This window comes from Bacteroides sedimenti, from assembly GCF_040365225.1.
GTDB classification, from domain to species: domain Bacteria; phylum Bacteroidota; class Bacteroidia; order Bacteroidales; family Bacteroidaceae; genus Bacteroides; species Bacteroides sedimenti.
In genome coordinates, this window is the sequence record NZ_AP028055.1 from 2,949,919 (window position 1) to 2,963,462 (window position 13,544).

A 13,544-nucleotide genomic window follows, 5' to 3' on the forward strand; every position below is an offset into this window, starting at 1 on the left:
TAGTCAACAAAGGTAAGGATTTTCCTTCTACAATCAATAATTATAATTACTTTTGCATATAATGCAAAGTAACTGGATTATGAAAAAAGGATTCATTATACTCTCTTTATTGTTAGGTATATGCTTGATTGGTTGTACTAATAAAGCTAAACAGGATAAAATGATAATTACGGTGACAATAGAACCACATCGCTTCTTTGTTGAGCAGATTGCTGGCGATAAGTTTTCTGTAGTAAGCATGGTTCCTAAAGGAAGCAGCCCAGAAAGTTATGATCCTACACCAGCTCAATTAGTTTCTTTGGGAAATAGCAAAGCCTACTTCCGGATTGGTTATATTGGATTTGAGCAAACCTGGTTCGATCGCCTGAAAGAGAATGCTCCTAATATGATTGTTTTTGACTCATCAACTGGAGTTAAACTAATTTCTGATACACATCACCATAATCATGATGCCGGTCATCAGCATAACTCTAGTGGTATTGACCCTCATATCTGGAATTCAACCGTCAATGCACAGATAATTGTAGATAATACATGTAAGGCATTATGTTCTCTTGATAAAAATAATAAAGATTACTATCTAATGAGATGTGCTGATTTTAAACGTAAAATAAATACATTAGACGATACTCTCAAAATTATTCTGAAAGATGCGGATAAGGCTTTCATGATTTATCATCCTGCACTTGCCTATTTTGCACGTGACTATGGCCTGCATCAGATATGCATTGAAGAGGGAGGAAAGGAACCTTCTCCAGCTCATTTGAAGGAGCTGATCCAAACCTGTAAAAAGGAGGGGGTCAGAGTAATTTTTGTACAACAAGAGTTTGATATGAGTAATGCGGAACTTGTTGCAAAAGAAACCGGAAGTAGAATTGTACGCATCAATCCATTATCATATGATTGGGAAGGTGAAATGATTCGCATAGCTCAAGCCTTAAGAAAATGAATAAAGTTATTGAAATAGAAAACTTATCAGCAGGCTATGATCACAAAAAAGTACTGCGTGATGTCTGTCTAACCGTATATGAGAACGATTTTCTGGGTATTATTGGTCCAAACGGGGGTGGAAAGACCACACTGATTAAGGTGATTCTGGGTTTACTAAAGCCTCTTGAAGGCGAAATTCATTTTTTTCGGGAAGGTAAGCCTGTTGAAGAGATAATGATGGGATATCTTCCACAATATAATGCAATTGATAAGAAGTTTCCTATATCAGTCTACGATGTTATTCTTTCTGGTTTAAGCAGAAAGAAATCGATGTTCAAGCCCTTTTCTTCTGAACACCATGATCGGGTAGGAGAGATTATTAAAAGAATGGGTTTGCAGGGAAAAGAAAAGAAAGCCATCGGGCAGCTTTCTGGTGGACAGATTCAGCGTGCATTACTGGGACGTGCCATAGTTTCAAATCCTGAAGTAGTAATTCTTGATGAGCCCAATACCTATATTGATCAACGTTTTGAAAGCAGGCTTTATGAAATATTGTCTGAAATAAATAAAGAACGAGCTATCATTCTGGTTTCGCATGATATTGGTACTGTGGTAAGCAATGTAAAAACTATTGCATGTGTGAATGAAACACTTGATTATCATCCGGGAGCAGAAGTCACAGCTGAGTGGTTGGAAGAGAAATTTGAGTGTCCCATTGAATTGCTTGGGCATGGAGAACTTCCTCACCGTATTATTAAAAAACATCAGCACGTATAGGATAAGTAAATTTATCGATATTAACTATTTTATTAAAAACTATAAAAAAACTGTTTTCGCTTTCCTAATAGACTGAAAACAAGCGTTGGATGCATGGATTTCGTTAAAGTTTTCTATCTTTGCCGATCGTACATAACAATATAAACATATATTTAAATTAGATGAAACAGTACAAGTTAGTGAACAACCTGATGGGTTGGCTATCATTTGTTATTGCTGCCGTTGTCTATTGCCTGACAATAGAGCCCACTGCCAGTTTCTGGGATTGCGGCGAGTTTATTACATCGAGTTATAAGTTGGAAGTGGGACACCCTCCCGGTGCGCCTTTTTTCATGCTGACAGCTAACTTCTTTACTCAGTTTGTGAAAGATCCTGCGATGGTTGCTCGTATGGTTAATACGATGTCAGCTCTGATGAGTGCTGCTTGTATCATGTTTCTTTTCTGGACTATCACACATTTGACTAGAAAACTGATTTTAAAGGAAGATGAAAAGCCCAGACTTAGCCAGTTGATTACCATTATGGGTAGCGGACTTGTTGGGGCTTTGGTGTATACCTTCTCTGATACATTCTGGTTCAGCGCTGTAGAAGGTGAAGTATATGCTTATTCATCACTGTTTACAGCTGTTGTATTCTGGTTGATTCTTAAATGGGAAGAAGTCGCTGATGAACCTCATTCAGATCGTTGGTTGGTATTAATTGCCTATCTTACCGGTTTGTCAATTGGAGTGCATTTGTTAAACCTGTTATGTATTCCTGCTATTGTACTGGTTTACTATTACAAGAAAAATCCTAACGCTAATGCCAAAGGATCTTTGCTGGCCCTATTAGGCTCAATGGTACTAGTAGGTCTTGTTCTGTATGGTATCGTACCAGGTTTTGTCAAAGTGGGCGGATGGTTTGAGCTTTTATTCGTAAATAACTTTGGTTTACCATTTAACTCAGGAGTGATTTTTTATATCATAGTTCTTGCTTCAGCTATTTTCTGGGGAGTTTATGAATCGTATGTGGAAAAGAATCCGACAAGAATGAAACTCTCATTCCTGGCTACTGTAGCCCTACTGGGTATTCCTTTCTATGGATACGGCAGCTCTAGTATTCTGATTGGCGTTATTGTGCTTGGAGCTCTTTCCTTTTATCTATTTAGTAAAGCTATTAAACAGAAATATCAGATTAGTGCCCGTACATTGAATACTTCACTGCTCTGCATCATGATGATTATGGTGGGATACTCTTCTTATGCTCTGATTGTAATCCGTTCAACTGCCAATACTCCAATGGATCAGAATTCACCTGAGGATATTTTCACTTTGGGAAGTTATCTGGGTAGAGAGCAGTATGGAACCCGTCCCTTATTCTATGGACAGGCTTATTCATCTAAGGTGAAACTTGAAACGAAAGATGGTTACTGTTCTCCTGTTATTGAAGAGGGCGCACCTGTCTATTCGAGAAAAGATAAAAATTCTCCGAATGAAAAAGATCAATATATCATCACAGGCAGACAGCAGGACTATGTGTATGCTCAGAAAATGCTTTTCCCACGTATGTACAGTAGTGCACACGAGTCAATGTATAAGAACTGGGAAAAAATAGAAGGATATGACGTTCCTTATGACCAATGTGGTGAGATGGTTATGGTGAATATGCCCACACAATGGGAAAACATAAAGTTCTTCTTCTCATATCAAATGAACTTTATGTATTGGCGCTATTTTATGTGGAACTTTGCAGGAAGACAAAACGATATCCAAGGTTCGGGTGAAATTGAACACGGTAACTGGATTACCGGTATTAAATTTATAGATAATGCATTAGTTGGCGATCAGTCTAAGCTACCTGATGAACTGGCAAATAACAAAGGTCATAATATATATTACTGCCTGCCTTTACTGCTAGGAATCATTGGTATTTTGTTCCAGGCTTATCGCGGTCAAAAAGGCATTCAGGGATTCTGGGTAGTCTTCTTCCTTTTCTTTATGACTGGTATTGCCATTGTAATCTACCTGAACCAAACTCCGAGTCAGCCTCGTGAACGAGACTATGCATACGCAGGATCGTTCTATGCATTTGCAATCTGGATAGGTATGGGGGTTGCCGGCTTAATTAAAATGCTTAGCAAAAAACTTGGTGAGCTTCCTTCAGCTATCATTGCTTCAGTGGCTTGCTTACTGGTGCCTATTCAGATGGCTGGACAAACTTGGGACGATCACGATCGTTCAGGTCGTTATGCTTGTCGTGACATTGGCCAGAACTATCTGATGTCTTGTCAGGAAAAGAATAATCCGATTATTTTCACTAACGGAGACAACGATACTTTCCCATTGTGGTACAATCAGGAGACTGAAGGATTCAGGACCGATGTTCGTGTTTGTAATCTTAGCTATCTGCAAACAGATTGGTATATTGATCAAATGAAACGCCCGGCTTATAATTCGCCTTCTGTTCCCATTACTTGGACTCGTCCGGAGTATGTATCAGGTGCTAACGAATACATCCAGATTCGTCCGGAAGTAAAAGAAACCATTCTTTCTCTCTATAAGAGCAATCCTGTGGAAGCTAAAAAGAATTTCGGCGAAAATCCGTTCGAATTAAAAAATATTCTGAAGTATTGGGTGCGTTCTGATAAAGAAGATCTTAAGATTATTCCGACTGACAGTATTGTAATTAAACTGGATAAGGAAGCCATAAAACGGTCGGGCATGATGATTCCTGACTCTTTGAATGGAGAAATTCCCGATTATATGACACTTTCCTTAAAAGGTAAACGGGGGATAAGTAAATCTGAGCTGATGATGCTTGAGATGATTGATAAATGCAACTGGTCACGTCCTGTTTATATGGCTATCTCCGTCGGTTCTGAGAACCACCTTTGCTTTGCTAACAACTTCTGTCAGGAAGGGTTGGTTTATCGTATCACGCCATTTAACACAACTAAACTAGGGGCACGAATTGACAGTGAAAAGATGTACGATAATATAATGCATAAATTCAAATGGGGAGGAATGGATAATCCAAAGGTTTACCTTGATGAGAACCATATGAGAATGTGTTATTCACACCGTCGTCTTTTTGCTCAGACAGCTACACAATTGCTCAAAGAAGGTAAAAAAGATAAAGCATTAAAGATGCTCGATTATGCAGCCAAAGTGATTCCTACGAACTGCGTTCCTCATGATTACCAAAGCGGTTCGCTTGATATGGCTGAAGCCTACATAGATCTTGGTCAGAAAGATAAAGCTGAAAAAATTCTGAAAGATCTGGCCGCTAAATCTTATCAGTATGTGAACTGGTATCTCAGCTTCAACGACAGATTGCTGGCAACAAGCAACCAGGATTGCCTTTATCATTTATACATTCTGGATGAAATTAATAAAGCGCTTAAAGCCAAACAATCTCCTTTGCTTCAAGAGTATTCGAGAAGGTTTGAAACATTATATTCCGCTTATTCCATGAGAACAGGTGGTGCCCGATAAAAAGGAAATATAGAAGATGTTTATTGAACAACCTCCAAGGCTGGTAAGAACTCTCTATCCCGGGGCAATCTGGAGAATGGATCCGAAAGAGAAAGCAGTTTATCTGACTTTCGACGACGGACCCATTCCCGAGATTACTCCCTGGGTATTAGATTTGCTGGATAAATACGGTGTTAAAGCCACTTTTTTTCTGGTGGGTGATAATGTGAGAAAACACCCGGAAGAGTTTAAAATGATTCTAGATCGTGGACATCGGGTAGGGAATCATACTTTTAACCACATCAGAGGGTTTGAATACCTAACGAAGAATTATCTGGCAAATACAGAAAAGGCAAATGAACTGATTCATTCAAATCTGTTTCGTCCGCCTCATGGGCATATGAGAGCTCATCAGTATTATACGTTACGGAAAAGATATAAAATTGTAATGTGGGATCTTGTAACACGAGATTATAGTAATAAATTGAATGGGCGCCAGGTTTTAAACAAAGTTAAGCGGTATGTTCGCAATGGGTCCATCATTACATTTCATGATTCCCTGAAGTCCGAGCAAAACATGAAATATGCTTTGCCTCGTGCCATTGAATGGCTGCAGGAACAGGGGTATCAGTTTAAATTATTATAATGGATAGAATAGAACTTTCCAAAAAAATTAAAGCCGAAGCCTGCCGCCTCGGCTTTTTTGCTTGTGGTATAGCACGCGCTGGATTTGTTGGTGAGAATAAGAGACACCTTGAAGAGTGGCTGGCAAACGAGAATCATGCCGGGATGTCTTATATGACCAATCACTTGGATAAACGATGCGAACCTTGTTTATTGGTTGAAGGAACAAAAAGCATTATCTCGCTGGCACTTAATTACTATCCTTCTCAAAAATTGCGAGAAGATCAGCTCCAGTTTGCTTATTATGCCTATGGCCAGGATTATCATGAAGTGATGAAAGATCGCCTTAAAAAACTCTTCGATTTTATCAATGGGCAGTTGCCCGTATACGGAAGAGTTTTTTGTGATACTGCTCCGGTCCTAGAACGCTATTGGGCACAACAGGCCGGTTTGGGATGGATAGGTAAAAATACTCAGTTGATTATTCCTCATGCTGGTTCCTATTTCTTTTTAGGGGAGATTTTTCTGGATGTTGAACTGGAATATGACACTCCAATGGAAAATCGATGCGGAAACTGCCAACGTTGCCTTGATAGCTGCCCTATAAATGCATTAGAGACTCCATATGAACTAAATGCAAACCGATGCATTTCTTACCTTACCATTGAGAATAAAGGCGAAATTTCGGCTCAATTTGCTTCCAAGATAGGGGATCATCTTTATGGTTGTGACGACTGCCAGCGATGTTGTCCTTGGAACCGCTTTGCCACTCCCAATCTAATCCCTGATTTTCAGCCTTCAAAGGCATTTCTTTTAATGGAGAGATCAGATTGGGCAGGCTTAACAGTTGAGCAATATCGTACTCTATTCAAAGGCTCTGCGGTTAAGCGAGCGAAGTACGATGGTTTAATGCGAAATTTTAAAGCAATACAACCAGAATAGCTGATGGTAAAGTGCTATTACCTTAATCGGAAAGTATATCCTATTGATAGATTTATGTTGTCGTTTTGTGCACCAAAGACATACTTAGCAAAAGTCATCTTTATAGGAATTGCTCTATCATTTTTCAATGGAATTATGATACCTGAACTCAAGTAATATCCAAGACTATATGTGTCGAATGGTGTTTTTTTAAAATAGAAATCGTCATCTCCAGTAATAGGATTTTTCAGTACAGTATTGTTCTTGTTTTGTATGTCGAAAACTAGGAACTGTGCAAGTCCTATCTCGAAAAATGGGCGTATTTTGTGTCCCATTAACTGAAATTCTGCCCCAATATTGTTTGCAATTTGAATTGCTTTAAAATCTTCAATAAATACAGGTTCTTTATCATGCCCCATTTTTATTTGGCTAACATTTAACCCAAAATTTAATTTTTTACGGTCACTTTTTTTATTAAGGTTCATTTGAAAATTTACCCCTAATAATGGTGTGTAATTGTTTATCTTCGAACTTTCTTTTTCCACGCTGGCATTATAATGAGTCATATTTAATTGTGCTCCTATGTATGGTGTGATATAAAATTTGGACTTATATTTGGGCTCTTGATAGGTAATACATACAGATTCAGAACAAGTTAAATCATGATATTTCTTGAATAAATCTACAAATGAAGAGCGAGAATAATCCATCTTTTTTATATACTCTTCCATTTTAGGATTGAAATTGAAAATAGCCCAAAGTGTCCTTTTAATTTTTTCTCTATGTTTGTAAGACTTAGACTCTGCGGGAATAGGAGCTGATTTCCCATCTAATGCATTTAAGGAATAGTAAGATTCGAATTCTTCTCTTTCATTCTTTTCAAGATAATATAAACTGATGGTTCCTTTAACCAGACACTCAGCAAAACATTTGATTTCTAGTCCATTTATTTTTAGAATTATTGATTCATAGTATGCTCCCGAATCATATATATATCCTTTTATTTGATTGGGCATATAAGTACTGGCAGGGTCAGATGTGTTTTCTTTGAATATACATTTGCTCCAATCACCTACTCCATTGCGATAGCCAAGCGTTCCATGTATCGTGTCGCCTTGATTGGTAATGATTTTGCCTGATTTCCATTCTATGTTTGCACTCTTGGCTGTTATATTAATAAATAGTAAAAGTCCAATGAAAGTAAATATTGTTTTTTTCATAATAACTAAAAATTAGGAATGGGTTTTAATCTCAAATAATGTTTTTTGCTATAGCTAATTGTTTATTGTTGATTTACTCATTGATATATGTGGGGTGTTAAGTAAATTCTCTCAACTAACCATATTTAAAGTATAATTTTCAATAACTAAGAACCATTCCTTAGCTACAAAATAGTTTGGGAATGGTTCTCATATAGTTGTATTGTCTTGGTTAAATGATAAGTTATAATTTAACTTTTGACCATCTTTATTTTTTTACAGTGGCTTTAAACTCCTTTCCACTTGCCGGTGTATTTTGATCTGTACCGAAGGTGTTTCTATATTTGCCGTCAGGTAAATCAAAGAGTGAAAAAGTGTTGCATCTTCTTGCTGCAACCACTTTGTCGGTTGATGCCGTTGCTATAGCGGAAGCTGCCATGTCCACTAAAGCTCCTAAAAGACCTCCGCTTCCTGAGTTAATGCTTAGATCCACCGTCAGTGTTCCTTTCCTGTTGAAGAGGATTTCATTGTTAGTTGTTGATTTCAGGAAATATTCAATATCTACTGTAATGGTGTTTCCTAATGTGGATTTTTCCCATCGATTGATAATTGTGAAGAGGGCAGCATCAGCTCCGAATACCTCACGAAATTTGCTTAAACTTCCTTCAATGAACATTTCGGAATCGTAAGCACTTTCGCTTTTAAACATCTCCATCGCTAGGAAAGGAGAGATTGTGTAATATCCCTTTTCACATAGTGGCATTGCCAGCGAGGTGTAAAAGTATTCTTTGGCTTCCACATTGACAGTTTTATTTATTGGAGGCATTATGAGAATACACGTTGGTTTTTCTTCATACATTTTAGGATAATTCTCGCTGCGTGTAAATTTCTTCGTTTCTCCACATGAAGCAAGCAGGAGAAGGCATAAGGTGAAATATATTATTCTTTTCATTTTTCTACCATTTTAATGATTCTATCAATAAATACCTTCGATTCAGGGTATGTTTCTATCTCTTTTTTCAGCATAGCCAATCCCTCTTCATTTTTCCCGTTTTGAACCAGCAGGAACCCATATTCTGCATATGTGCCTGGAGGAACCACTTTACGAGTGCCTCTGTCTTGCTGTTCTATTATTTTAGCATATGTTTTTAATAAGGCCTGTGTACTTTCAGGAGTCTGTTTCTTAAAATAGTTATAAGAAGAGTTCTCATAGTTATTCCAGGAATAAAGTGAATTAGTTGCTGTGCAAGCACATAATAAAACGACACTGCAAGCTGCACAAATAAGTTTTATTTTCATGGTAATTGAATTTTTTTAGTTTCCTGTGCTGAAACAAATATCTCTCTCTCGTAAATAACTTTGCCATTGTATGATACCTTGATATATCTTTTCCCTTTGGCTATTGCATATAGATCTCTTTTTATAGTTCCTTTCTTTTCTTTGATTACTTTGGCATTAAATGTTGTCTCATTGTCAACGGTTACCTGAACCTCACCTTCATACGCTTCGTTCGCAACGAATAGCAGGTACGCCTGATCGGGTAATCCTCTCTCCTGGCTGTAATTTCCTACTTTACAGCTTGTTAATAGTGCGCAAATACACAATATGAATAATGCTATATGTTTTGTTTTCATTTTATTTCTCCTCAATATAATAGTTATTCAGATTCGTTTTATCTATACCTCCATCAGTGAATTTAACAACTGAGTATTCTGTTTCTGGTGTATCTCCCCCTGTCATAGTTATGGAAACTTCTCCCACTTTTTTCCCAGGTAGTTCAACACTCAATCCTGTTTGAGGATTCTTTACCGTTTTTCCTTTTTCCTTCACAATAAATATGTCTCCAACTTCTAAGCCTTGACTTTTTCCTCCGGAAATAAGAATAGCATCATTGTCATATGCCAGGAAATAGGATTTCCATGGTCTGTTTGTACAGTTATTGATAATATTTTCCACTAATTTGGAAATAGCCATTGAAATGGCCTTATCACTAAGAGTTGCATCATAATCGGCTCTTCCACCCACTCCAAGGGTTTGCTTAGTTTTTTGTTCAGCGGTTCCTTTAGCTTCTTCCGAATAAATAATTAATCCTGTTGAAACGTCCACTAAACGAACGCTGACAGCTGCTTCCACAATCTGTGTTTTACTTGTGGAGAAGACTTTTACATCTCCAATGTTTTTACGCCCAAATTCAGTGATGGAACCAATAATCAGATAATCCGCACCAATATTCTGATAAGAATTATTCGATTTAGCAGATTCATTTAGTAGTTGATTCAGGTCGCTCCGCTCCAATAAAATGAATTTGTTGGAGGCTGCTAATTTTGCAGACAAAATATCCAGAGCCTGTTTCCCCATTGGGTCATTCTCTTTGTCATAAAATAGGCCTTTTGCATACTGGGTTTCATTGGAGAACCGTGAAATAGCAACCTTTCTTTTCAGTGACTTTCCATGCTGTTTTACAGAGGACTCAGGTTCTACAACCGTAACCTTATTTTGCCCGTAAACAGTTAGTTGCGTACAAATAAAGATAAGTAGGAAATAGATTAATTTTTTCATAGTAATCTGAATTAAATAACATCTTATTTAAAAAATAATGAATAATATATTCCAAGCAAATATATAAATAAATTTATCTTTTAATAACACCTAAATGTTAAAATTATATTAGATGATTAATATTAATGCTGGTTATCTAAGAAACCGCTATCCTTCTCTGATAATTGTTTATTTATGATTATATTTACGTTTGAGTAAGCAGCTGTTTAATGGATGATTTTTTCTTTTTTCAATCATGTTACAGGAGAATATATTTTTAATAAAATACCCGGATAAGAAATCATTTTTTCTTATCCGGGTAACTATCGGAAATATAAACAAGTAATTATGTGCTCGTGGTATTATCTGAACTTTTCTGCAATTTTTCTATATGTCGGTGTCTCGATTCCAAGTTCTTCACCTCTTGTGATAAAATCAAAGAGTAACCCATCCACTTCCGATTCGTGCCCTTTGCTGATGTCTTTTTGCATCGAAGCCGTGCTGTGTGGGTCCAGCTTATCAAGTACTTTCAGGTTATAGGTTACAGTGTCTTCCTGGAATTTGATGCCCATAGCTTTACCAATTGCTCCACTTTCACGAGATAACCCGATGAATGTATCCCGTTCTTTGCCCTCCTGCTGCAATACACCCATCGGTACATCGTAATATGCCCCGGTGCAGGCCATAGCGGAGATGAATGACCACTTCACGAATGTGTCTCGATTGATATCATCCGAAATTGGGGCTTTGATGCCGCATTCCTGCAAGTCATTCTGCACTTTCAGCAACTTTTCATAAGGGACATTATCTTCTTTCCTTGCTCCAAACACCAATCGGAATATAGTTCCCATTTGAGTGATCTCACCTGGTGCTGAAACAAATCCTACAATGTAAATGCATCCATCTAGAACAGTCACATTTTTCACTTTGCGTTGAATCTTCGAACCGGTTCCGTAAACATTCAATATTGGGATAACTATAGTGCCTTCATGAGATGCGCGTTCAATCAGTTCGGTGATAGAATCAATTGAATAGCCCTTGACACAGACAAAGATTACATCGGCTTTGGCGTTATACTCCTCAGAAGTACAAGCTTTAACCCGTACTACATGTTCTCCTTTCAGGCCTGATTTCAGCTTCATCCCATTCTCTTGCATCGCTTTAAGGTGTACACCTCTAGCAATGCATGTCACATCATGTCCACCTAAGGCAAGAAAGCCGGCTATACTTCCGCCTACTCCTCCAGTCCCTATAATCAGATACTTTGTAACCATTCTGTTTTATTGATTAAAAAAGGGTTGAAAATTCAGTTTGTCTGTTTTCAACCCTTCAGGTTTTATACGTTAAATCGGAAGTGCATGATATCGCCGTCTTGCACCACATATTCTTTTCCTTCTACACCCAGTTTCCCAGCCTCTTTTACGGCTGCTTCTGAACCCAGTTCAATGAAATCGTGATATTTAATTACCTCTGCCCGGATAAATCCTTTTTCAAAGTCAGTATGAATTACTCCGGCACATTGTGGTGCTTTACTCCCTTTCAGGTAAGTCCATGCCCGAACCTCCTGAACTCCGACAGTGAAATAGGTCTCCAGATTCAGTAATTTATAGGCTGATTTAATCAATCTTGCTACACCCGATTCTGTCAAACCAATCTCGCCAAGGAACATTTCACGCTCTTCGTACGTTTCGAATTCTGCAATTTCAGATTCTATCTTGGCAGCAACAATTAGCAACTGAGCATTTTCATCTTTTGTAGCATCACGAACCATTTCTACGTATTTATTTCCATTTACAGCACTTTCTTCATCTACATTACATACGTAGAGAACCGGTTTGCTAGTAAGTAAGAACAGTTCTTTGGCAATCTTTTGTTCGTCTTTTGTCTCAAAAGTAACTGTGCGGGCCGATTTTCCTTGTTCAAGCGCCTCTTTGTACTTAATCAGCACTTCGTATGTCATCTTGGCTACCTTATCTCCGCCGGTCTGAGCCTGTTTTTGAACTTTCTGAATGCGGCTATCAATTGTATCCAGGTCCTTCAGCTGAAGTTCATAATCAATAATTTCCTTGTCACGAATTGGATTAACGTTTCCATCCACATGCACCACGTTGTCATCGTCAAAACAACGGAGAACGTGAATAATAGCATCTGTTTCACGAATGTTTGCAAGGAACTTGTTTCCCAGTCCTTCCCCTTTGCTTGCACCTTTTACTAAACCTGCGATATCTACAATTTCTACAGTAGTTGGGACAACTCTCTGGGGATGAACTAATTCGGCAAGTTTATTTAGACGTTCATCGGGGACAGTGATAACTCCCACGTTGGGCTCAATCGTACAAAAAGGAAAGTTTGCAGACTGTGCCTTTGCGTTAGACAAGCAATTGAAAAGAGTCGATTTTCCCACGTTGGGAAGTCCGACGATACCACATTGTAAAGCCATTCTTTATATCGTTATTTTGTTGTTATTCAAACTTTTTTCAGGGTGCAAAAGTACAAATTATTCGGGTGAATACAAAGGATTAACCATTTACCTTGAGTATTAATAATATCTATAAAGGAAGTTTTACCATTTATACACCTGATATTTTCCATTCTGCAATGATGGTTAGACATAGTTTGTCAGGTCAGAATCCTCATCGGATTTGGCATTACTTCTTTGAATCTGTCTATTGAAAATGGTCTGATGATGAATGATATGGATGTTCATAACGAAAGACATGCCGCCACCATTTTTCATCATGCGTTAGTTATGCAGAGTTCGGGAAAAAGAGAGTCAAAGCAAGAAATGTAACAATCACATCTGGTAATGCAACCGACGATTGTTTAACAGCAACTGCTGACGAAACTCCTTTGATCGATCCTGATAATCTTAAACAAGAATTTACCGGAAGAAGTCTTACTCAGAATGATATCCCGATTCACCACCTTGCCAAAGTAGCATCTGGTAAACTTTTTGAAGAAGGTCATTACGGCAGTGATTCGAATCGGGTAGGGAAGATACTTTGTTTTTGTAACGATTTCATTTCTTAGACATCAATAAAAAATATCTGTGATTATTCCTCGTTCAAAAATTGCTAGAGCGTTGATAATCACAGATATTTTT

At 37.8% G+C, this 13,544-nt stretch carries 12 protein-coding genes; 5 read left to right on the forward strand and 7 right to left on the reverse strand.

Features of this window, described 5'->3' with window-relative positions; all coding sequences use genetic code 11:
- Positions 1–79 precede the first annotated feature (79 nt).
- From ABWU87_RS11840 to queG, 5 genes are all read left to right on the forward strand, one after another.
- A complete protein-coding gene (locus tag ABWU87_RS11840; RefSeq protein WP_353330961.1) occupies positions 80–949 on the forward strand; it encodes a metal ABC transporter solute-binding protein, Zn/Mn family in 870 nt (289 codons plus the stop codon).
- Positions 946–1,707 carry a metal ABC transporter ATP-binding protein gene (locus ABWU87_RS11845; protein WP_353330963.1) on the forward strand — a complete coding sequence of 254 codons (762 nt, stop codon included), beginning with the start codon at positions 946–948 and terminating at the stop codon, positions 1,705–1,707. The genes ABWU87_RS11840 and ABWU87_RS11845 overlap by 4 nt, the downstream gene beginning before the upstream one ends.
- Positions 1,708–1,868: 161 nt before the next feature.
- Positions 1,869–5,180, forward strand: a complete 3,312-nt coding sequence (locus ABWU87_RS11850; RefSeq protein ID WP_353330965.1) for a protein O-mannosyl-transferase family — start codon at positions 1,869–1,871, stop codon at positions 5,178–5,180.
- 16 nt (positions 5,181–5,196) lie between these two features.
- The gene (locus ABWU87_RS11855) at positions 5,197–5,805 is read left to right on the forward strand and encodes a polysaccharide deacetylase family protein (protein WP_353330967.1); all 609 of its coding nucleotides are present in this window, start codon (positions 5,197–5,199) and stop codon (positions 5,803–5,805) included.
- Positions 5,805–6,725, forward strand: coding sequence for a tRNA epoxyqueuosine(34) reductase QueG (queG, locus tag ABWU87_RS11860; protein WP_353330969.1), 921 nt, complete (start codon positions 5,805–5,807; stop codon positions 6,723–6,725). The genes ABWU87_RS11855 and queG overlap by 1 nt, the downstream gene beginning before the upstream one ends.
- A gap of 17 nt (positions 6,726–6,742) precedes the next feature.
- Here queG and ABWU87_RS11865 read toward each other — a convergent pair whose 3' ends face one another.
- The 7 genes from ABWU87_RS11865 to ychF form a co-directional block, all read right to left on the reverse strand.
- A complete protein-coding gene (locus ABWU87_RS11865) occupies positions 6,743–7,924 on the reverse strand; it encodes a hypothetical protein (RefSeq protein ID WP_353330971.1) in 1,182 nt (393 codons plus the stop codon).
- A gap of 247 nt (positions 7,925–8,171) precedes the next feature.
- Entirely contained in the window at positions 8,172–8,855 is a 684-nt protein-coding gene (locus ABWU87_RS11870; protein WP_353330973.1) for a GNA1162 family protein, read from the reverse strand.
- On the reverse strand, positions 8,852–9,202 hold the full coding sequence (locus ABWU87_RS11875; protein ID WP_353330975.1) for a DUF4810 domain-containing protein: 351 nt from the start codon (positions 9,200–9,202) through the stop codon (positions 8,852–8,854). Before ABWU87_RS11875 ends, ABWU87_RS11870 begins: the two co-directional genes overlap by 4 nt.
- On the reverse strand, positions 9,199–9,537 hold the full coding sequence (locus tag ABWU87_RS11880) for a hypothetical protein (protein WP_353330976.1): 339 nt from the start codon (positions 9,535–9,537) through the stop codon (positions 9,199–9,201). Before ABWU87_RS11880 ends, ABWU87_RS11875 begins: the two co-directional genes overlap by 4 nt.
- Position 9,538: 1 nt before the next feature.
- Positions 9,539–10,462 carry a CsgG/HfaB family protein gene (locus tag ABWU87_RS11885; protein WP_353330978.1) on the reverse strand — a complete coding sequence of 308 codons (924 nt, stop codon included), beginning with the start codon at positions 10,460–10,462 and terminating at the stop codon, positions 9,539–9,541.
- A gap of 341 nt (positions 10,463–10,803) precedes the next feature.
- Entirely contained in the window at positions 10,804–11,715 is a 912-nt protein-coding gene (locus ABWU87_RS11890; protein ID WP_353330980.1) for a ketopantoate reductase family protein, read from the reverse strand.
- Between the two features lie 62 nt (positions 11,716–11,777).
- Positions 11,778–12,881: a redox-regulated ATPase YchF gene (ychF, locus tag ABWU87_RS11895; RefSeq protein WP_353330982.1), complete on the reverse strand. Its 1,104-nt coding sequence runs from the start codon at positions 12,879–12,881 to the stop codon at positions 11,778–11,780.
- Positions 12,882–13,544: the final 663 nt, after the last annotated feature.

Bases quoted from the DNA above. Each gene is read 5' to 3' on its own strand.
- ABWU87_RS11840 (WP_353330961.1), top strand. From the start codon at position 80: ATGAAAAAAGGATTCATTATACTCTCTTTATTGTTAGGTATATGCTTG.
- ABWU87_RS11845 (WP_353330963.1), top strand. From the start codon at position 946: ATGAATAAAGTTATTGAAATAGAAAACTTATCAGCAGGCTATGATCAC.
- ABWU87_RS11850 (WP_353330965.1), top strand. From the start codon at position 1,869: ATGAAACAGTACAAGTTAGTGAACAACCTGATGGGTTGGCTATCATTT.
- ABWU87_RS11855 (WP_353330967.1), top strand. From the start codon at position 5,197: ATGTTTATTGAACAACCTCCAAGGCTGGTAAGAACTCTCTATCCCGGG.
- queG (WP_353330969.1), top strand. From the start codon at position 5,805: ATGGATAGAATAGAACTTTCCAAAAAAATTAAAGCCGAAGCCTGCCGC.
- ABWU87_RS11865 (WP_353330971.1), bottom strand. From the start codon at position 7,924: ATGAAAAAAACAATATTTACTTTCATTGGACTTTTACTATTTATTAAT.
- ABWU87_RS11870 (WP_353330973.1), bottom strand. From the start codon at position 8,855: ATGAAAAGAATAATATATTTCACCTTATGCCTTCTCCTGCTTGCTTCA.
- ABWU87_RS11875 (WP_353330975.1), bottom strand. From the start codon at position 9,202: ATGAAAATAAAACTTATTTGTGCAGCTTGCAGTGTCGTTTTATTATGT.
- ABWU87_RS11880 (WP_353330976.1), bottom strand. From the start codon at position 9,537: ATGAAAACAAAACATATAGCATTATTCATATTGTGTATTTGCGCACTA.
- ABWU87_RS11885 (WP_353330978.1), bottom strand. From the start codon at position 10,462: ATGAAAAAATTAATCTATTTCCTACTTATCTTTATTTGTACGCAACTA.
- ABWU87_RS11890 (WP_353330980.1), bottom strand. From the start codon at position 11,715: ATGGTTACAAAGTATCTGATTATAGGGACTGGAGGAGTAGGCGGAAGT.
- ychF (WP_353330982.1), bottom strand. From the start codon at position 12,881: ATGGCTTTACAATGTGGTATCGTCGGACTTCCCAACGTGGGAAAATCG.